This window comes from Curtobacterium luteum (assembly GCF_001475545.1).
Classification (GTDB): Bacteria; Actinomycetota; Actinomycetes; order Actinomycetales; family Microbacteriaceae; genus Curtobacterium; species Curtobacterium luteum_A.
On record NZ_LDQC01000023.1, the window covers coordinates 13,799 to 32,917 of the forward strand.

The 19,119-nt window shown below is 72.6% G+C and carries 17 protein-coding genes and 1 tRNA gene; 3 read left to right on the forward strand and 15 right to left on the reverse strand.

Annotated features, from left to right (window positions below; translation table 11 throughout):
• Positions 1-76: 76 nt before the first annotated feature.
• Entirely contained in the window at positions 77-754 is a 678-nt protein-coding gene (locus NS184_RS03980; protein ID WP_058724844.1) for a response regulator transcription factor, read from the forward strand.
• On the forward strand, positions 751-2,295 hold the full coding sequence (locus NS184_RS03985) for a sensor histidine kinase (RefSeq protein ID WP_058724845.1): 1,545 nt from the start codon (positions 751-753) through the stop codon (positions 2,293-2,295). Before NS184_RS03980 ends, NS184_RS03985 begins: the two co-directional genes overlap by 4 nt.
• 16 nt (positions 2,296-2,311) lie before the next feature.
• On the opposite strand, the gene NS184_RS03990 is transcribed toward NS184_RS03985, so the two are convergent.
• The 15 genes from NS184_RS03990 to rplU all read right to left on the reverse strand — a co-directional run bounded on the left by NS184_RS03990 (position 2,312) and on the right by rplU (position 18,652).
• On the reverse strand, positions 2,312-5,746 hold the full coding sequence (locus tag NS184_RS03990) for an error-prone DNA polymerase (protein ID WP_058724846.1): 3,435 nt from the start codon (positions 5,744-5,746) through the stop codon (positions 2,312-2,314).
• A gap of 10 nt (positions 5,747-5,756) precedes the next feature.
• The gene (locus NS184_RS03995; RefSeq protein ID WP_430733534.1) at positions 5,757-7,463 is read right to left on the reverse strand and encodes a DNA polymerase Y family protein; all 1,707 of its coding nucleotides are present in this window, start codon (positions 7,461-7,463) and stop codon (positions 5,757-5,759) included.
• Positions 7,460-8,269, reverse strand: a complete 810-nt coding sequence (locus tag NS184_RS04000) for a hypothetical protein (RefSeq protein WP_242862965.1) — start codon at positions 8,267-8,269, stop codon at positions 7,460-7,462. The genes NS184_RS03995 and NS184_RS04000 overlap by 4 nt, the downstream gene beginning before the upstream one ends.
• 105 nt (positions 8,270-8,374) lie before the next feature.
• The gene (locus NS184_RS04005) at positions 8,375-9,904 is read right to left on the reverse strand and encodes an anthranilate synthase component I family protein (protein ID WP_058724847.1); all 1,530 of its coding nucleotides are present in this window, start codon (positions 9,902-9,904) and stop codon (positions 8,375-8,377) included.
• Entirely contained in the window at positions 9,883-10,821 is a 939-nt protein-coding gene (locus NS184_RS04010; protein WP_058724848.1) for an aldose 1-epimerase family protein, read from the reverse strand. Before NS184_RS04010 ends, NS184_RS04005 begins: the two co-directional genes overlap by 22 nt.
• 91 nt (positions 10,822-10,912) lie before the next feature.
• Positions 10,913-10,988, reverse strand: a tRNA-Ala gene (locus NS184_RS04015).
• 119 nt (positions 10,989-11,107) lie between these two features.
• Positions 11,108-11,479 carry a ribosome silencing factor gene (rsfS, locus tag NS184_RS04020; protein WP_058724849.1) on the reverse strand — a complete coding sequence of 124 codons (372 nt, stop codon included), beginning with the start codon at positions 11,477-11,479 and terminating at the stop codon, positions 11,108-11,110.
• A 129-nt stretch (positions 11,480-11,608) separates the two neighbouring features.
• Positions 11,609-12,997 carry a hypothetical protein gene (locus tag NS184_RS04025; protein WP_058724850.1) on the reverse strand — a complete coding sequence of 463 codons (1,389 nt, stop codon included), beginning with the start codon at positions 12,995-12,997 and terminating at the stop codon, positions 11,609-11,611.
• A complete protein-coding gene (gene nadD / locus NS184_RS04030; protein WP_058724851.1) occupies positions 12,994-13,593 on the reverse strand; it encodes a nicotinate-nucleotide adenylyltransferase in 600 nt (199 codons plus the stop codon). The genes NS184_RS04025 and nadD overlap by 4 nt, the downstream gene beginning before the upstream one ends.
• Before the next feature lie 11 nt (positions 13,594-13,604).
• Entirely contained in the window at positions 13,605-13,811 is a 207-nt protein-coding gene (locus tag NS184_RS04035; protein ID WP_058724852.1) for a hypothetical protein, read from the reverse strand.
• A 36-nt stretch (positions 13,812-13,847) separates the two neighbouring features.
• Positions 13,848-15,113, reverse strand: coding sequence for a glutamate-5-semialdehyde dehydrogenase (locus NS184_RS04040; protein ID WP_058724853.1), 1,266 nt, complete (start codon positions 15,111-15,113; stop codon positions 13,848-13,850).
• A gap of 457 nt (positions 15,114-15,570) precedes the next feature.
• The gene (proB, locus tag NS184_RS04045) at positions 15,571-16,386 is read right to left on the reverse strand and encodes a glutamate 5-kinase (RefSeq protein ID WP_152998045.1); all 816 of its coding nucleotides are present in this window, start codon (positions 16,384-16,386) and stop codon (positions 15,571-15,573) included.
• A 7-nt stretch (positions 16,387-16,393) separates the two neighbouring features.
• Positions 16,394-17,953 (reverse strand): GTPase ObgE, encoded by a 1,560-nt coding sequence (gene obgE / locus NS184_RS04050; RefSeq protein WP_058724854.1) that lies wholly within the window; start codon positions 17,951-17,953, stop codon positions 16,394-16,396.
• Positions 17,954-18,074: 121 nt separating this feature from the next.
• Positions 18,075-18,329: a 50S ribosomal protein L27 gene (rpmA, locus tag NS184_RS04055; RefSeq protein ID WP_058724855.1), complete on the reverse strand. Its 255-nt coding sequence runs from the start codon at positions 18,327-18,329 to the stop codon at positions 18,075-18,077.
• 14 nt (positions 18,330-18,343) lie between these two features.
• Positions 18,344-18,652: a 50S ribosomal protein L21 gene (gene rplU / locus NS184_RS04060; RefSeq protein ID WP_058724856.1), complete on the reverse strand. Its 309-nt coding sequence runs from the start codon at positions 18,650-18,652 to the stop codon at positions 18,344-18,346.
• A gap of 179 nt (positions 18,653-18,831) precedes the next feature.
• On the opposite strand from rplU, the gene NS184_RS04065 reads away from it, so the two are divergent.
• Positions 18,832-19,104, forward strand: coding sequence for a DUF4031 domain-containing protein (locus tag NS184_RS04065; protein ID WP_058724857.1), 273 nt, complete (start codon positions 18,832-18,834; stop codon positions 19,102-19,104).
• Positions 19,105-19,119: the final 15 nt, after the last annotated feature.

Here is a 19,119-nt window from a genome sequence, read left to right on the forward strand (position 1 = left end):
GAGATTCAGCCGGATCGACCCAGGGATCTCCCGCGCGTACAGGTTCGATGCCACGATGGGGGCGAGGAGGTCCACTATGCGGTTGTTGGTGGTCGAGGACGACGACGAGATGCGCGCCCTCATGGAACGCGGACTCGCTGCCGAGGGGTACCGCGTCGTCGCGGTCGAGAACGGTGTCGAGGCGCTCATCGCACTCGGGGAGCAGTCGTTCGACCTGGCGGTCGTCGACGTCATGATGCCGGGCATGTCCGGCTTCGAGCTCGCCCGACGGATCCGCGAACGGGAGGACCCGGTGCGCATCCTGCTCGTCACCGCGCGCGACGCCGTCGACGACCGGGTGTTCGGGCTCGACGCCGGCGCGGACGACTACCTCACGAAGCCGTTCGCGTTCGCCGAACTCACCGCCCGGCTCCGCGCGCTCGGTCGCCGCGAGACCGCCGGCGCTCCCCGCACGATCGAGGTCGGCGACGTGGCGATCGACTCCGAGGCGCGTCGCGTCGCGATCAAGGGCCAGCGCGTGGCGATGAGCCCGACGGAGTTCGCGCTGCTGCGCCTGCTCGCGCGCTCCGTGGGCAGCGTGGTCGACCGGCCGAAGATCCTCGAGGAGGTCTGGGACGGTTCGCAGCACGTCGACCCGAACGTCGTGGAGCAGTACATCTCGTACCTCCGCAAGAAGCTGACGGCGCACGAGGCGACCGTGGCGATCTCGACGGTCCGCGGACGCGGCTACCGCCTCGACCTCGTCGGGGCGTGAGCACCACGACCCCGGACGGACGGTCGGACGCGCCGACCGGACGCCGGGGCCTCGTGCGCCCGCTCCGGCTGCTCTCGCTCCGGGCCAGGATCACGATCGGGTCGACGGCGATCGCGGCGGTCGTGATCGTCCTGCTCGTGCTCGTCATGCGCTTCCAGGTCGTCAGCGTCGTCGCGAGCGCCACCCGGACGCTGCTCGACGCCGACGCGGACCCGTACGTCGCAACGCTCGAGGTCGACAGCGACCCGGACCTCTCGCAGCCCGGCAACGCACAACTGGTCGCCGTGGTCTCCCCGTCGGGCGACATCGTGCTCTCGACGATGCCGGGCCGCCTGGAGCGAGCACTCGGCAGCCTCGCCGAGGAGCAAGCCGGTACGCGGGTCATCGACGTCGCCAGTTCGCAGTACCGGGTCGTCGTCGAGCACCCCGTCAACCGCGCCGGCCGGTGGACCGTGGTCGCCGCGCGCAACTCGCAAGCCGAGGCTCTCGTCGTCGACGACCTCACCACGACCCTGTCCCTCACCGGCCTGGCGATCCTCATCGCGTTCGGTGTCGCGTCGTGGGTGCTCGCCACGACGGCGCTCCGTCCGGTGAACCGGATGCGGCGCGAGGCCGAGCGACTGTCGGTCGCCCCCGAGCGCGCCGAACTCCCGGTGGGTCCGGCCCGGGACGAACTCGCATCGCTCGCCACCACCCTCAACGCGTTCCTCGCCCGGACCAGACAGGCGACGGAACGCGAACGCCAGATGGTCAGCGACGCGAGCCACGAGCTCCGCACCCCGCTCGCGATCCTGACGACCCAGCTCGACCTGGCTTCGCTGGACGGCGACGACGCAGCCGCTCTGGCAGCCCACATCGAGCGCGCGAAGCTCAGCGTCGCCCGACTGTCGCGACTCGCGAACGACCTGCTCGCGCTCTCCCGCATCGAGGAGTCCGAACGCCGGGAGCAGGACGGCGCCGAACAGCCCACGACGGGGTGGTCGGACCTGGGCGACGAGGTCATGGCCGCCGTCGACCGCGTCCGGCTGATCGCGTCGGCGAAGGACATCACCGTCGACTTCGACCTGGAGGCGCCGGCCCCCCACGGCCACGCCACCACCGGTCCCGGCGGCTCCGGTGGTCCCGGCGCGGGGACCGACGCCCCCTCGGAACCGCGGTACCGGCTCGACACCGGTGGGATGGCGCAGCTCGTCACGAACATCGCGGGCAACGCGGTGGCGGCGCTCCCCCGCGGTGGCGGGATCTTCATCTCGTGGCGGAGTGCCGACGGCGAGGGGATCCTGCAGATCACGGACGACGGCCCCGGAGTCCCGGAGTCGTTCATCCCGGTGGCGTTCGACCGGTTCACCCGGCCGGACGAGGCCCGCAAGTCACGGCCGAACCCGGACCCCGCCACGGGTGCGATCACCATGCCCGGCGGTTCCGGGCTCGGGCTCGCGATCGTCCGGGCGATCGCGGAACGCGCGGGAGGCACGGCGTCCCTCCGCAACGTCCGGTCCGGTGGCCTCGAGGTCACCGTCACGATCCCCGATGCTCGGTAGCGACGCGGCACACCGGTCACTGGAAGTCCCGAGACCGGGTCCGCACCGCCAGCGGCAGGTGCTCCATCCGGTCCGCCACCACGTTGACCACACCCTCGGCCGACCGCTCGAGGATCCCGCGCACGATCACCGCGGGTGACTCGCGAGCGGTGCGCCGGTAGCGCCCCCACACCCCGACGCTGCAGATCACGTTCACGAGCCCGGTCTCGTCCTCGACGTTCATGAACGTGATGCCGGATGCCGTCGCCGGACGCTGCCGGTGGGTGACGATCCCACCGACCTCGATCCGTCGACCGTTCTCCGCCGTCATGGTGTCCGCGACGCTCAGCACGCCCCGGCGCTCGAGCACCGGTCGAACGTGTCGGACGGGGTGGTCGTCCGTCGTCATCCCCGTCGACCACATGTCCGCGATGAGGACGTCCCCGCTCGTCATCTGCCCGAACAGCGGCGGTTGCACGACCACCTGGGTGCCGGGCAACTGGTCCGGTCGTTCCGCCGCGGCCTGACCGGCGGACCAGATGCCGCTCCGGCGGTCCTCGCCGAGGGAGGCGAACGCATCAGCAGCGGCGAGCGCCTCGAGCTGCGCCGTCGTCAGTCCGACCCGGCGGGCGAGGTCGGACATGTCGGTGAAGGGCCCGTTCGCCCGACGCTCGGCGACGATCCGCTCCGCGCTGCGGCGGCCGAGTGAGGTCACCTCGGCCAGCCCGAGCCGGACGGCGAACGCACCGTCGCGTCGGTGCCGTGCGGTGTCGTCCGGCAGCGACCGGTCGAACGGCGGTACCTCGGGCTGCTCGTCGGCCAGGCAGCCGTCGTCACCGGTCGTCACCGGCCCGCCGGCTCCGCCCTCACCGGCTTCGTCGAGCGGCTCCATCGTGGCGTCGACCTCCGACCGCAGGATGTCCGGCCGGAGCACCCGTACGCCGTGCCGTCGAGCGTCCGCCACGAGGGTCTGCGGCGAGTAGAACCCCATCGGCTGGGCCCGGAGCAGCGCCGCGAGGAACACCCCGGGGTAGTGCAGCCGCATCCAGGCGCTGGCGTAGACGATGAGCGCGAAGCTGATCGAGTGGCTCTCCGCGAAGCCGAAGTTCGCGAACGCCTGGATCTTGGCGTAGATGGCGTCGGCGTCGGCCCCGTGGATGTCGTTCCGCGCCATCCCCTCGTAGAGCTTCTCGCGCAGCCGTTCGATCTTCTCGTGCCCACGCTTCGACCCCATCGCCCGCCGGAGGAGGTCGGCATCGTCGCCCGTGCACCCGCCGACGACCACCGCCATCTGCATGAGCTGCTCCTGGAACAGCGGGACGCCCTTGGTGCGGGCGAGCACGGGTTCGAGCAGCGGGTGCGGGTAGGTGATCTCCTCGGCACCGGTCCGGCGCCGGATGTACGGGTGCACGGCGCCGCCCTGGATCGGCCCCGGGCGCACGAGGGCGACCGCGATGACGAGGTCGTAGAACTCGCGGGGCAGCAACCGCGGCAGCGACCCCATCTGCGCTCGGGACTCGACCTGGAACACCCCGATCGTGTCGGCGCGGCAGAGCTGGTCGTAGACGCCGGCTTCCTCCTTGGGGATGGTGTGCATGTCCCACCGTTCGCCGCAGTGCTCCGCGGCGAGGTCGAACGCGTACTGCAGCGCGGCGAGCATCCCGAGGCCGAGCATGTCGAACTTCACGAGCCCCATGTATGCGCAGTCGTCCTTGTCCCACTGCAGCACGGTCCGGCCGTCCATCCGGGCGCGCTCGATCGGGACGACTTCGCCCACCGGTCGGTCGGTGAGCACCATGCCACCCGAGTGGATGCCGAGGTGTCGCGGGAACCCGAGCACCTGCTGCGCCATGTCCACGACGGGCGCGGGGATGTCGTGGTCCTGGCTCTCGGTCACGGACCCCCACCGTTCGACCTGCTTCGACCAGGCGTCCTGCTGCCCGGGGCTGTGCCCGAACGCCTTCGCCATGTCGCGCACGGCCCCCTTCGGCCGGTAGGTGATGACGTTCGCGACCTGTGCCGCGTTGAACCGGCCGTACTTCTCGTAGACGTACTGGATGACCTCTTCACGGCGGTCCGAGTCGAAGTCGACGTCGATGTCGGGCTCCTCGTCGCGCAGTGCCGACAGGAACCGCTCGAACGGCAGCCCGTACCGGATCGAGTCGACGGCGGTGATCTCGAGCAGGTAGCAGACGGCGGAGTTCGCGGCGGATCCACGGCCCTGGCAGAGGATCCCCCGCTGCCGGGCGAACTGCACCATGTCGCGGACGATGAGGAAGTACCCCGGGAAGTCCTTGTCCTCGATGACGGCGAGCTCTCGTTCGATGCGGGTCCGTTTCGCCGGGTCGACTCCGTCGTCACTGCCCGGGTAGAACCGCCGCGCACCCTCCCACGTGAGCTCACGGAGCCACGACATGGTGGTGTGCCCCTCCGGGACGTCGAGCTTCGGCAGACCGGGACGCGCGGTCTTCAGCGTGAACCCGAGCTCGTCGGCGAGGGTCACGCTGTGCTCGACGGCACCGGGCCACCGGGCGAAGCGTCTGGCCATCTCGGCACCCGAGCGCAGGTACGCCGTGTCGGCTGCCGGCAGCCAGCCGTCGATCTCGTCGAGGCTCCGCCGTGCCCGCACCGCCGCGAGTGCCGAGGCCAGGGGGAACCGGGCCGGGGTCGCGTAGTGGACGTTGCCCGTCGCCACGACGGGCAGGGCGTGCCGTGCCGCGAGCGCGGCGAGGACGTCGTTCCGGGCGGAGTCCAGCGGGTCGCCCTGGTCGGTGAGCTCCACCACGACGTGGTCGGTGCCGAAGCGGTCGAGCAGGAGGCGCAGGGCGACCTCGGCCTCGGACTCACCACCCCGCTCGAGTGCCTGTCGCACGGCACCCTTCCGGCACCCGGTGAGCACCCGCCAGTGTCCGCCGGCCCGTTCCGCGAGGTCGTCGAGGTCGTACTGTGGCCGGCCCTTCTCGGCGCCGACCGCCAGGTGGGCGTTCGTCACCGCCCCGGCCATCCGGTGGTAGCCGTCCTGCCCGTCGGCGAGGAGCAGGAGGTGCGTACCCTCGGGATCGGGGACGCCGTTCTGCGGCTCGGTGAGCCCGAGCGACAGCTCGGTGCCGTAGACGGTCGCGATCCCCGGGTACGACTCGGCGGCCTCGGCCATCCGGGCGACGCCGTAGAAGCCGTCGTGGTCGGTCAGCGCGAGGCCGTGCAGGCGCAGCCGTGCGGCCTCCTCGAAGAGCTCCTCGGGCGAGCTCGCGCCGTCGAGGAAGCTGAACGTGGAGTGCGCGTGCAGCTCGGCGTACGGCGCGACGGGGCCGGAGTCGTCGCGTCGGAGCGACGGCGGCACGTACTTCTCACGCTTCCGCGACCACGCGGGACTGTCGCCGCCGTCGCCGGCGTGCGTACTGCCCGGACTGCGCCGGTCGGACAGGGCACGCTCGAACTGCGACCACGGGATCGGGGGGTTGCTGTAGCCCATCAGGTGCTCCTCACGTCGCCACGGCCTCGGCCCACCACCGGTGGTCGGCCAACACGAGGTACCAGGCCCGTCCCCCGTCGTCGACGAGCTGGAGCCGGTGCAGGCGTCGGCCGCCGGACTCCCACCAGCGCACGACGAGCGGCCACGGCCCTGCCCACGCGGTCACCGGACCGAACCTTCCGCCCCGCTCGCTCTCGGCACGGAAGCGCTCGGGTTCGCCGGTGAGCACGCCGCGGTCGTCGACGTCGACGGTGACGCCGGACGCGGTCTCGACGTCGACCGGACGTGGACGGTCGAGCACCGTCGCCGGTGGTGGCCCCGGCAGCTTGCCGGGCCAGGGACGGTCGCGGACGGTCGCGAGCGCGCGCTCACCACCGACGGGGGCATCGCCCCACGGGACGAGCACCACGCGTTCGGCCAGCGTCCGGCCCCCGCCGATCCGCGGGGTGACGACGCCGTCGTGCCCGACGAGTCCCTGGACCCGCGCGAGCCCGTGGTGCACCCGTTCGTCGGGCCCGGAGCCCCAGAGCCCGCGCTCGTGGTTGGCCGTGTCGTCGACCGCGACGGGTTCGAGCACGACCTGCACGACGGGCGCTTCGAGCCCGGTGGGGTCGACCCCACCGGCGAGCTGCCACCGGACCCGGTCGACGACGTCCGACGCGTCGAACCACCGGGGATGCACCCAGACCCGTTCGAGCAGGATGTCGCGTTCGTCGACGATCCCGACCCGGATGCTCGTCGCGACGAGTCCGGCGACGCGGAGGCGCTCGGCGAATTCGTCGGCCGGACGCCGGAACGCGAAGGCCACCTGGTCGGCGCGGTCGAGCGGCGGCTCGAACGACGCCTCGACCCGGAGCTCCGGCGGGACCTCGCGCGCGGCGATCTCGCGCGGGTCCCGCCCACTCGCGAGCCGGTGCAGGAAGGCGCCGGCCTGCCCGAAGCGGTCGCGCACCTGCTCGTCGCCGAGGGCGGCGAACCCGCCGAGGGTCGTGATGCCGAGCCGATCGAGGAGCATCGCGAGGTCGGCGTCGCCGAGCACACCGAGCGGCAGGTCGGCGAGGAACGGTGCCGATCCGCCCACCGGGACGATCCGGGTCCGCTCCCCCGGCCGCACCGGACGGGCACGGGCGGCCTGTTCTGCGGCGAACGGGGTGTCCGCGACGCCCACCCGCACCCCGGGAGCGCCGTGGTCGGCGGCGATGCCCGCGAGCGTGGCGGCCGCGGCCCGTTCACCGCCGTAGTACCGGGCCGGCCCGCGTGACCGGAGCGCGAGGGTCCCCGGGCGGAGGACCTCGACCCCGGGGACCGCCGCCTCGACCGCACGGATGACGGGTTCGAAGGCGCGGTGGTCGAGGGCGTCGTCGTAGGGCTGCACGACGAGTCCCGGGCAGCGTGCCTGGGCCTCGCGCAGCCGGAGCCCGCGCGCGACCCCGTGCTGCCGGGCGCTCGCGGAGCAGGCGAACACCTGCCCGCCGGCCACGACGGCGAACGGCTGCTCCGGTGGCTCGCCTGCCGCACGGGCAGCGGCGACCACCGGCCAGTCCGGGCACCAGAGCACGATCGTGCGCGTCGGCGGGGCCTCGGGGACCGCCCCACTGCGCAGGACCGGAGCACTCCCTCCGTGCAGGGCCGCCCCCGCGCCGGACGCCCCGGTACGCGGCAGCCCGACCCGGGGCGCGGCACCGCGGGACGCACCGGCCCGGCCCCGCGGGCTCACGACGCCACCGCCACCGGACGCAGCACCGGACGCGACGCCGCTGCCGGTTCCACGGGACGGACCGCGCCGTCGGCCGCGGGCAGCAGGAGCTCGGCGCTCACCGGGCGGACCGCCCCGGCACGCCCGGTGGCCGTCACGGTGGCCCGACGCTCGGACAGGTAGCCGTGGCCGTGCCCGATGCCGCCCCAGTCGGAGGCGGTGACCTGCAGCGAGACGTCGGCCCCCGGCCAGGACCCGAGCGAGACGAGCGCACCACCGCGCTGCCGGAGCCGCGCCGCGAGCCGGGAGACGTCACCGGGCACCACGCGGCCGAGCGGCCGGGTGAGCACGATCTGCGCGACGTCGACGAGGGCGGCGGTGACCGTCAACCACTGGTCGCCCGGGTCCGGCACGAGCACCAGCCGCTCGAGGTCGATCCCCGCCGCGGCTGCCGCTTCGACCCCGAAGGACGGTACCCCGACGACCGCGCACCAGGCCCCCTCGGCCGAGGCCGCCTGCAGCATCGTCATCGCCAGCAGCACCGAGTCCTGCACGGCGTACGTGCCCCCGACCCGGATCGCTCCCCCGGGCAGCAGCGGTGCGATCGCCGGTGCCGTCGGCAGCCCGACGACGGTGTCGACCCGTGTGGCCTCCATCTCGGCGACCCGGGACCGCAGGTTCGTGATCCGCTCGAGCGCCGCACGGGCGTCCCCGAGGTGGTCGACCCGACGGACGGGCCGGGCAGCACGGTCCGTCCGGGGAGACCCGCCTGGATCCCCCGGCGACGCGAGTGCCGCTGCCGACTGCATGCCCTCATATTCGAACATGTGTTCGATGATGTCAATCGGGTCCGACATCCTGTGGACAGTCAGCCCGAACAGACGTTCGACACGCCGGGGTCGACGAAGATCGTCAGCCGGGATGCGCCCTCATCACCAGCGTGCGACCGCCCCCACCCCGCCGAGCACCGAGCGCGTCTTCGTCTCGACCTCGTCCGCCTCGTCCGCGGGGTCGGACGACCACGTCACCGCGCCCCCGGCTCCGAGGGTCCGACCGAGCACCCGGCCGTCCTCGTCGACCACCGTGACCAGTGTGCGGATGACCACCGACAGGTCCACCGCACCGCTCGCCGAGAAGTACCCGACCGCACCCGAGTACACCCCGCGCGGCGCCCCCTCGAGCCGGTCCGCGATCCGCGTGGCGCTGCTCTTCGGCGCGCCTGTCATCGATCCCGGCGGGAACGCCGCCCGCACCGTCGCCGCCCGTGACGCCCCGGCCGGCAGCACGGCGGACACCGTCGACACGAGCTGGTGCACGCTCGTGTACGTCTCGACCGCGCACAGCCGGTCGACGTGCACCGAGCCGGGCACTGCGGTCCGCAGCAGGTCGTTGCGGAGCAGGTCGACGATCATGACGTTCTCCGCGCGGTCCTTCGCGCTCGCCTCGAGGTCGGCCCGCACCACCGCGTCGGCCACGGGGTCGGCGACACGACGCCGGGTCCCCTTGATCGGCTCCGCGGTGACCACGCCGTCCGCCGTGATCCGCAGGAACCGCTCCGGCGACCGGCTGGCGACGCGGAGCGTGCCCAGGCGGAGGTACGCCCCGAACGGCACGGGATCCGCGGCCCGCAGCCGCAGGTACTCGACGAGGTGGGGATCCGTGCCGGGGACGACCCGTGCCTCCAGACCGGGCACCGCGAACGCGGTGGTGAGGCAGACCTGGAACGCATTGCCCTCGCGGATCTCGCCTCGGCACGTCTCGACGGCAGCCTCGTAGGCGGCGCGCGTGACGCGTCCCTGCGCGGGGACGGCCGGGAGGCCCGGGGGCACGTCGAGGACGTCGGCTCGCGCAGGCAGGAGGGTCGCCTCCTCGAGCCAGGCACGGTTCGCCGCGCTGGCGTCCGGTTCCGCATCGGCGACGAGGGCGAGCGCCCACGCGGCACCGTCCGGCCCGACGACGACGGCGCGGTCGACGAACCGGAGGTCCGCGTCGGGGTGGTCGGAGGCGGTCCGGTCGGGCCCGCCGGACTCGCGGCCGAGCTCGTAGCCGAGGAAGCCGACCCAGCCGAGTGCGAAGCCGCACCCCGCGACCGGCTCGGGCAGCCGCGGCGTGCGCGTCAGCAGGTCGTCCAGCACGGCGAACGCGGGCCCGTCCGTGGTCCGCGACGGCCCGAACCACGCCAGGGCGGCCGGGGCGACGTCGAGGACCGCGCGTCGCCGCTCGTGCCGGAACCGCGTGGCGAACGGCCCGTCGGTCACCGCGAGCACGGACCAGGCCGCCCGCTCCGCCGCCACCGCAGGTGCACCGTCGGGCAGGCCGGAGTCGAGCCAGACGACGTCGGCCACACCGTCGGCGAGCAGTCCGAGGTCCGGTTCCCCCGCCAGACGTCGGACCGCGATCCGCGTCCCGGGGTCGAGGGCCAGATCGGGGTGATCGTGCGTCAGATCGCGGCGATCGTCCATGCGGCGGTGTGCGCGGCACCAGGCTCGAGGACGAGCAGCCCGCGCTCGGCTCCGGTGTTGAAGGCGTCGGGGGCGCAGGTCATCGGCTCGACCGCGAGGCCAGACCGGTGGTACTCGGGGACGACGTGGTCGGCGGTGTGCACCTGCACCCAGCCGCACTCGGTCCCGAAGGAGGCGCGGACACCGTGCCCGTCCCCGGCCACGAGGTCGATGACGGCCGTTCCCTCGGAGTCGCGGACGAAGCCGGTGAAGGCGTGGTCGATGAACCGCGGGCCGATCAGGGTGGGCTCGCGCAGGTCGAACTCGTCGTGCACCGGCACCAGGGCGGTGGGGACCAGCCGGTCGGGGGTGACCTCGAGCACCTCGGCGGCGGGCAGCGTGAGCGTCCAGTCATCGACCGACCCGTCACCCGCGACGAGGTACGGGTGCGGCCCGGTCCCCCACGGCGCCCGGGAGGGGCCGGTGTTCCGACCGGTGACCGTCGTGTGCAGCCCCTGGGCGTCGAGGCGGTACTCGACCGTCACGACGACGCGGTGCGGGTACCCCTGCTGGGCGGGGACCGTGGTGGTGAGCACCGCACGGTCGGGCTCGTGGGCCTCGACGGCGAAGTCGGACCAGCCGACCAGGCCGTGCAGGGCGTGCTGACGGGTCGGCTCGCTGAGCGCGAGCTCCTGCTCGGCGCCGTCGAACGTGTAGCGGCCGTCGACGACGCGGTTCGGCCACGGCGCGAGCACGGCCCCACGGAACACCGGGCGGACCTCGTCGGCGTCGAAGGGCACCACGAGGTCGCGTCCCTCGTGCCGGAGGGTCCGGAGCGAGGCGCCGACCGTGGCGATGTCGGCGGTGTACCCGTCGGCGGTGATCGTCAACTGCGATCCGGACAGCGGGGCGCCCTCGCCCACGTGCTCAGCACTCATGGGGTCAGCGTATCGGGCTGGCCGGACTCGCTCGTACCCGACGCCGAAACGGCGAAAGCCCCGCGGTTCCGGAGAACCGCGGGGCTTTCGTTGGTGGATCTGAGGGGACTCGAACCCCTGACCCCCTGCATGCCATGCAGGTGCGCTACCAGCTGCGCCACAGACCCGTTGGTGTTGCTTCGTGCTTCCGGCTCCCCGGAGGCACCATGAAAGCGTACACCATGCGAACGCCCGGGAACGAAATCGTCACCGCCACCCGGGCGCGTCGTGCCTCGCTCGGTTCGGGTCAGCCCTGTTCGACGGGCAGCTCGAGCGGGATCGTCGGGCAGTCGGCCCACAGTCGCTCGAGCGAGTAGTACTGGCGGTCTTCTTCGTGGAAGACGTGCACGACGATGTCACCGAAGTCGATGAGCACCCAGCGCCCCTCGGAGCGGCCCTCACGACGCAGCGGCTTCGCGCCGGCCTCGATCAGACGCTCCTCGACCTCGTCGGCGATCGACAGGACGTTGCGCTCGTTCCGGCCGGTCGCCAGGAGGAACACGTCCGTCAGCTGGAGCGGCCCGGTGACGTCGAGCGCAACGAGGTCCTCGGCCTGCTTGGCGTCGGCCGCAGTCGCAGCGATCTGCACGAGTTCGAGTGCGCGTGAGGAGGCGGGCACGCAGTTCCTTCCGGTCGTCGCCCGACTCGGTGCCGGACTCGGGTGCCGAGGAGATCGGCCCCGTCATCATAGGTCAGACGTGGGACACCGGCCAGCCGGCTCCGACGCGGACGGTGTCGCTGGCGCGGCTCAGCCGAAGGGGTGGGTCGTGAGGAGCGCCACGATGATCACCGCGGCCGCAGCGACACCGACGGCACCGACCGAGACCGCGAGCACCATCGGGGTCTTCGACTCCTTCGGCTTGGCCGCCGCGAGGACGACCTGCCGCGTGGAGGTGTGGCTCGACACCGCACGGCTCGCGCGGATCGGGCTGGCGTCGGTCTCCGGCTGCTCGTCGTGCTGCTCGAGCAGGCGATCGACCTCGGCGCCGTCGATCGGCCGGTGCGACCCGGTCGAGGACAGCGACGCCGGCAGGTCGATCGAGCCGGTGAGGATGACCTCGCCGGTGGCGTTCAGCGCACCGGTGGGGTCGGCGAGCGCCGAGTTGGGCAGCACGATGGCGTTCGGGTTCGACGCGGCGACCCGGCGGGTGCCGGTCTCCTCGTCGTGGACCTCGGCGTCGTTCGAGTCGTGCGCGAGCGCGGACCAGTGCCCGGCCGCCGGCTGGAACGCGGTCGTGACGGGCTTCGGTTCCACCGGACGCTGGAACGCCGCCGGGACCTCGGACGACGCTGGGACCCCGGACGACGCGGTGGAGTCGGCGGCGGACCGCTGCACGGGGGTCTCGTTCGTGTCGTCGTCGAGGGACAGCGGGAAGACCGCGGGCGTCGCGGCGTCCACGTTCGGCAGCTTCGGTGCGATCGGCGCTGCGGAAGCGTCGGACGCGTCAGCATCCGGCTGGCCCACGGCGGTCGGCGCGGTGTCGTCGGCGGGCGCGGTCACGGCCTCGACGTCGGGCTCAGCGTCGTGCGGCGCCCAGGTCGAGCGGTGCCGACGAGGCTCCTCGGCGTGTGCGGCGGCCTCGTCGAGGGGCTCGACCGCGTCGGGCGAACCGTCGGCCTCCGTGGCCTGGTGCACGACGGCGTCGTCCAGCTCGACATGCGCCTCGGCGTCCTCGGCCGGGGCGGCGGACGCGGCGCGCGTCGGAGCGGACACCGCGGGCGTCGGCTCGACGGGGGCGGCCTGGTCGTCCTCGAGGGTGGACACGGAGCCGATCACGTCCTGGACCGTCCGGTCCGACGACTGCGGCGTGGGGTTCTGCAACGGCACCGGCAGGACCGCCTGGACCTCGGCCTCACGCATGAGGCGGAGCTGACGGCGGGTGAGGCCGCCGGTGCCGGGGACGATCTCGGTCGCGGACGCCGGGGGCACGTCGGGGACACCCGACTGCGCAGCGCCGGAGGGTGCCGGGGCGACGTGGGAACCGGGCCGTCGGCGGGACTGCTCCGAACGGTCGGTGGACGCGGGTGCGGCGACGGTGGGCGGTGGCGTCGCGGGCTGGCCACCGGCGGCGGCAGCGCGCTCCCGCTCGCGCGCCTGGCGCCGCGACAGAGGCGGCTGCGCGTCGGACGAACTCATGCAACGCTCCGATACAGATGGTGCTTGGAGATGTACTGGACGACCCCGTCGGGCACCAGGTACCAGACGGGGAACCCGCGCCGGACACGATCGCGGCAGTCGGTGGACGAGATCGCCAGCGCGGGCACCTCGAGCAGACTGACGTCCCGCTCCGGCAGGCCCGTGATGCTCAAGGCGTGGCCTGGACGGGTCACGGCGACGAAGTGCGCGAGGTCCCAGAGGCCATCATGGTCTTTCCAGTCGACAATCTGCTGAACGGCGTCCGCGCCCGAGATGAAGACGAGCTGCGCGTCCGGCCGCTGCTCGTGGAGGTCCCGCAGGGTGTCGACGGTGTACGTCGGACCCGGTCGGTCGATGTCGACCCGGCTGACGGTGAACATCGGGTTCGAGGCCGTGGCGACCACCGTCATGAGGTACCGGTGCTCGGCGTCGGTGACACCGGACTTCATGTACGGCTGACCGGTGGGGACGAACACCACCTCGTCGAGGTCGAAGGCGCGCGCGACCTCGGACGCGGCCACGAGGTGGCCGTGGTGGATGGGGTCGAACGTGCCACCCATCACACCGATGCGCGGCCGCCCCGAGCTCTCGAGCATGGGGTGACGGATCAGAGCTTCGTGTGGCCGAACTCGTCGACGCCGGTCTCGTGGTGACGAGTGGCCTCGAACTTGTGCGAGTGGCGGTACGCGACGTCACGGAAGCTCCACGTCACGAACCCGAGGAACGCGAAGAAGAGGGCACCGACGAGCGGGAAGACGTACGCGGGGACCCCGGAGGCGTTCTCTGCGGCTTCGGCGAGGAGGGTCATCGTCATGTGCTCCGTTCGGTCGGTGGAAAGACGCCGTTCAGTCTAGCCGCGGATCTGGCCCTGACCGCGCACGATCCACTTGGTGCTCGTGAGTTCGGGCAGCCCCATCGGCCCGCGAGCGTGCAGCTTCTGCGTGGAGATGCCGACCTCGGCCCCGAAGCCGAACTCACCGCCGTCCGTGAACCGGGTCGAGGCGTTCACCATCACGACCGCCGAGTCGACGCCCGCGAGGAACCGCTCCGCGGTGTCGACGTCGTTCGTCACGATCGACTCGGTGTGGTGCGTCGACCAGGTCGCGATGTGCGCCATGGCCGCGTCGACGTCCGGCACGACACGGATCGAGAGGTCGAGGTCCATCGACTCCGTCGCCCAGTCGGCGTCGGTCGCGCGCAGCACGCCCGGCACGATCGTGCGGGTCGCGTCGTCGCCGCGCAGGGTCACCCCGGCGGCGCGGAGGCGGTCGGCGAGCACCGGGAGCAGACGTTCCGCGGCGCGTTCGTGCACGAGCAGGGTCTCCAGGGCGTTGCACACGCTCGGCCGCTGCACCTTGCTGTTGAGGACGATGTCGACGGCGCGCTCCTCCGGTGCGGACTCGTCGAGGAAGACGTGCACGACGCCGGCGCCGGTCTCGATCACGGGCACCTGCGACTCCGTGACGACCGTCTGGATGAGCGAGGCGCTTCCCCGCGGGATGAGCACGTCCACGAGCCCCCGGGCACGCATGAGCTCCGTGGCGCCCGCGCGGCCGAACTCGTCGATCGTCTGGACGAGCTCGCGCGGCAGTCCGACCGAGGCCACCGCGTCCTGGATGCGCGAGACGAGCACGGCGTTGGTGCGCTGCGCAGCCGACCCGCCGCGGAGCACGACGGCGTTCCCGCTCTTGAGCGCGAGGCTCGCGATGTCGACGGTCACGTTCGGCCGTGCCTCGTAGATGGCCCCGACGACGCCGAACGGCACCCGCACCTGGGTCAGCTGCAGTCCGTTCGGCAGCACCGACCCGCTGACGTTCTGTCCGACGGGGTCCGTCAGTCCGATCACGTGCTCGACGGCGACGGCGAGTGCGTCGATCCGAGCCGCGTCCAGCCGCAGCCGGTCGAGCAGGCCGGATGACAGCCCGCCGTCCTCGCCCGCGACGAGGTCCTCGTGGTTCGCCCGGACGATCTCGTCGGTCGCGGCGCGCACCCCCGCGGCGATCGCGCCGAGCGCAGCGTCCTTGGCGGCCGTGGTCGCGGTCGCGAGCACCGACGCCGCATCGCGCGCGGCGACGAGCTTGTCGGTCAGGGTCGGAGCGGGAGCGGTCAGCGACATGGCTCGATCATAGGTCCGCCTCCCCCGCGATGACGCAGTGCGTCACCCGCCTGTGGACCAGGTCAGGAGGCCCGCCACCGGTGCAGGGATCGTCCCACGTCGCTCGGGCCCCGGCTCGCGCGACCGGCGCTGGCGTTCGGGCACGACACGCCGCCCACGGGGCACCGCAGGGGCAGTGACGGTCGCCTTCCTGCAGGGGGAGCGACAGATCGCGACCACGCGACTGGCGCTGCCGGGCGCGCCGGGCCGGCCCGCGGCTCTGGGCTGCGCGGTACCGGACGCAGGCCGGCGCCGGGGCCGAACCGTGCCTCCAGGCCGGACGGTGCCGGACAGACCCTCCGTACACGGGCCGAGCCGCGCCTCCAGGCAGGGCGCGCCGAGCCGATCCGCGCCTCCAGGCAGGGCGCGCCGAGCCGAACCGCGCCTCCAGGCCGCACCGGAGCGCGCGGAACCGCGCCTACGCCCGCGGCGCCGCCTCGAACCAGGTACCGACGTCCTCACCCGCGAGCGCGGACGCCACCAACGACGTCGCGGTCACGAGCACCGACGTCCCGGCGTCCGCCGCCAGCCGCGCCGCCGCGACCTTCGTGCCGGCACCCCCGGTGCCGACGCCCGCGGCTCCGATCGACCCGAACGTCACCCCTGCGAGCTCGTCGCCGTACGGCACGTGCTCGATCGGCTCCGCACCGGGCTGCTGCGGCGGCTTCGTGTAGAGCGACTCGACGTCGGAGAGCAGCACGAGCGCATCGGCCCCGAGCAGCCGGGCCACGAGGGCCGCGAGCCGGTCGTTGTCACCGAAGCGGATCTCGTGTGTCGCGACGGTGTCGTTCTCGTTCACGATCGGCAGCACCCGCAACGCGAGCAGCCGGTCGATCGCCCGTTGCGCGTTCACCCGGTGTGCGGGGTTCTGCAGGTCGCCGGCGGTCAGGAGGATCTGCGCCGCGACGACCCCGTGCCGGTCGAGCTCCTTCTGGTAGCGGAACATCAGCACGTTCTGCCCGGTCGCCGCCGCGGCCTGCTGTGTCGCGAGGTCGTCGGGACGCCCCTCGAGCCCGAGGAACGGGAAGCCCGTCGCGATGGCACCCGAGGAGACCAGGACCACCTCGGTCCCGCGTGCGTGGGCGGCACCGAGGGCGTCCACGAGCGCGCCGATCTGCCCGACGTTCTCGCCGCTCACGGAGGACGACCCGACCTTCACGACGAGTCGTCGTGCCCGCGGGATGTCCGCGCGTGAGTGCACGCGGCCCAGGTCCGTGTCGGTCGCCTCGGTCATGCTCCGGTCAGTCCTTGCCCTCGTGGTGGCGCTCGACCTCGCCGGAGAACGGGTCGGCGTCGTCCGCGTCGTCGTCCGCCCACAGGCCGGAGACGCGCTCCTGCTCGAGTTCAGCTCGTGCCGCGGCCTTGGCGTCCATGCGCTCGAAGTACTCCTCGCGGCGCTCGTTGCGGGTCGGACGCGAGCTTCCGCCGATGCGGAAGTCCGTGCCGCGGGCGCTCGTGATGAGCTCGGCGGTCGAGGTGAGGGTCGGCTCCCAGTCGAAGACCGTGCCGCCGTCACCACCGATCACGACGGTGGACCCGGCGACCGCACCGGCCTTGAAGAGGCCGTCCTCGACGCCGAGCTTGGCGAGACGGTCCGCGAGGTAGCCGATGGCCTCCTCGTTGGTGAAGTCGGTCTGCTGCACCCAGCGCTCGGGCTTGGCGCCGCGGACACGGTAGAAGCGGTGCTCCTCGCCGCCCTCGGCCCGGACGGTGAAGGGGACCTCGTCGACGGCCTTCGGACGGAGGACGATGCGCTCCGGCTGCGGCTCGACGGCGCGCTCGGCACGGGCACGCTCGACGATGTCGGCGAGGGCGAAGGTCAGCTCGCGGAGGCCCTTGTGGGAGGCCGTCGAGATCGGGAACACCCGGTAGCCACGGCCCTCGAGCTCCGCCGTGACGAAGTCGGCGAGCTCGGAGGCGTCGGGGACGTCGATCTTGTTGAGCGCGATGAGCTGCGGGCGCTGGAGCAGCGGCACCTGGCCCTCCGGGACCGGGTAGCGCTCGAGCTCGCCGAGGATGACGTCGAGGTCGCTGATCGGGTCACGACCGGGGTCCATGGTGGCGCAGTCGATGACGTGCAGCAGGGCCTCGCAGCGCTCGACGTGGCGGAGGAACTCGAGTCCGAGGCCCTTGCCCTCGGACGCACCCTCGATGAGGCCGGGGACGTCCGCGACGGTGAAGCGGGTGGAGCCGGACTCGACGACGCCGAGGTTCGGCGTGAGGGTCGTGAACGGGTAGTCGGCGATCTTCGGCTTCGCGGCCGAGATCGCCGCGATGAGCGAGGACTTGCCGGCACTCGGGAAGCCGACGAGCGCGACGTCGGCGATCGTCTTCAGCTCGAGGCTGACGTCGCCGGACTCCCCCGGCGTGCCGAGGAGGGCGAAGCCCGGTGCCTTGCGCTTCGTCGTCGCGAGCGCCGCGTTGCCGAGGCCACCCTGACCACCGGCGGCCACGACGACGCGCATGCCCGGCTCGGTCATGTCGGCGAGGACCTCACCGCGCTCGTCGTGCACGACGGTGCCGATCGGGACGGGGAGCTCGAGCGTCTCGCCGCTGATGCCGCTCCGCATGTCGCCCATGCCGGGCTGGCCGTTCTTCGACGAACGGTGCGGCGAGCGGTGGTAGCCGAGCAGGGTCGTCACCTGGGGGTCGGCGACGAGCACGATGTCACCGCCGTCACCGCCGTTGCCGCCGTCCGGGCCGGCGAGGGGCTTGAACTTCTCACGGCGGACCGACACGCAGCCGTTGCCGCCGTCCCCCGCGCTGAGGTGCAGGGTCACGCGGTCGACGAACGTCGCCATGGGTCCACTCCTAGGTGCTGCAGGAGCTCTCGGTGTCGCCGAAGCTCCGGTGGTGCCGAAAAGAGAACGGGAGGGGCGGGCACGTGGCCCGCCCCTCCCGCAGAGTCAGATCGTGGGTCGCTTACACAGCGCCGACGATGTTGACGACCTTGCGGCCGCCCTTGGTGCCGAACTCGACCGAACCGGCCGAGAGGGCGAACAGCGTGTCGTCGCCACCGCGGCCGACGTTGGCGCCCGGGTGGAAGTGGGTGCCACGCTGGCGGACGATGATCTCGCCGGCGTTGACGACCTCGCCACCGAAGCGCTTCACGCCGAGGCGCTGTGCGTTCGAGTCACGACCGTTGCGAGTGGAGCTCGCACCCTTCTTGTGTGCCATCTTCTACTCCCGCCTTACGCGATCTCGGTGATCTTGACGCGGGTGAGCTCAGCGCGGAAGCCCTGGCGCTTCTTGTACCCGGTCTTGTTCTTGAACTTCTGGATGACGACCTTCGGACCGCGGAGGTCCTCGAGCACCTCGGCGGTGACCGTCACGTTCGCGAGCTCGGTCGCGGCCGACGTGATGGTGTCACCGTCCACGAGGAGCACCGGAGCGAGCTTGATCTTGCCCTTGTCGTCGGCCTTGGCACGGTCGATCGTGAGGATCGTGCCGACCTCGACCTTCTCCTGACGGCCGCCGGCGCGCACTACTGCGTAAACCACGTGGAATTCCTTACGTACTCTGCTTGAGGGAAGTCTCGGGTGCCCACTGCTGCACGAGCGGCTCCCGGGGAGGCCGGGCCCGATCGGCGACGCAGGCAGAACGGCCCGCTGACACCAGGGATCGAGAATACTCGATCCCACCGCGTCCGGTCAAACGGCGACACACGTAGCATTGGCGGGTGACCGTCCTGATCGACCCGCCGACGTGGCCTGCGCACGACACGCTGTGGTCGCACCTCGTCAGCGACGAATCGTACGACGAACTCCACGCCTTCGCGAGCGCCGCGGGTCTCCCCGGTCGTGCATTCGACCACGACCACTACGACGTGCCGATGGCACGCTACGACGAGCTCGTGTCCGCGGGCGCGACGCCCGTGACGGGTCGGGAGCTCGTGCTGCGGCTCATCGGCAGCGGCCTCCGCGTGGCGCAGCGGGACAAGCGCCCGACCTGACGGCCCGCGGACGGT

Excerpts from the sequence above, each read along its gene's own strand:
- proB (WP_152998045.1), bottom strand. The coding sequence starts at position 16,386 with ATGACCGAGGCGACCGACACGGACCTGGGCCGCGTGCACTCACGCGCG.
- obgE (WP_058724854.1), bottom strand. The coding sequence starts at position 17,953 with ATGGCGACGTTCGTCGACCGCGTGACCCTGCACCTCAGCGCGGGGGAC.
- NS184_RS04040 (WP_058724853.1), bottom strand. The coding sequence starts at position 15,113 with ATGTCGCTGACCGCTCCCGCTCCGACCCTGACCGACAAGCTCGTCGCC.
- NS184_RS03990 (WP_058724846.1), bottom strand. The coding sequence starts at position 5,746 with ATGGGCTACAGCAACCCCCCGATCCCGTGGTCGCAGTTCGAGCGTGCC.
- NS184_RS04025 (WP_058724850.1), bottom strand. The coding sequence starts at position 12,997 with ATGAGTTCGTCCGACGCGCAGCCGCCTCTGTCGCGGCGCCAGGCGCGC.
- NS184_RS04000 (WP_242862965.1), bottom strand. The coding sequence starts at position 8,269 with ATGTTCGAATATGAGGGCATGCAGTCGGCAGCGGCACTCGCGTCGCCG.
- NS184_RS03980 (WP_058724844.1), top strand. The coding sequence starts at position 77 with ATGCGGTTGTTGGTGGTCGAGGACGACGACGAGATGCGCGCCCTCATG.
- nadD (WP_058724851.1), bottom strand. The coding sequence starts at position 13,593 with ATGCTCGAGAGCTCGGGGCGGCCGCGCATCGGTGTGATGGGTGGCACG.
- NS184_RS04005 (WP_058724847.1), bottom strand. The coding sequence starts at position 9,904 with ATGGACGATCGCCGCGATCTGACGCACGATCACCCCGATCTGGCCCTC.
- rpmA (WP_058724855.1), bottom strand. The coding sequence starts at position 18,329 with ATGGCACACAAGAAGGGTGCGAGCTCCACTCGCAACGGTCGTGACTCG.
- NS184_RS04010 (WP_058724848.1), bottom strand. The coding sequence starts at position 10,821 with ATGAGTGCTGAGCACGTGGGCGAGGGCGCCCCGCTGTCCGGATCGCAG.
- NS184_RS04035 (WP_058724852.1), bottom strand. The coding sequence starts at position 13,811 with ATGACGATGACCCTCCTCGCCGAAGCCGCAGAGAACGCCTCCGGGGTC.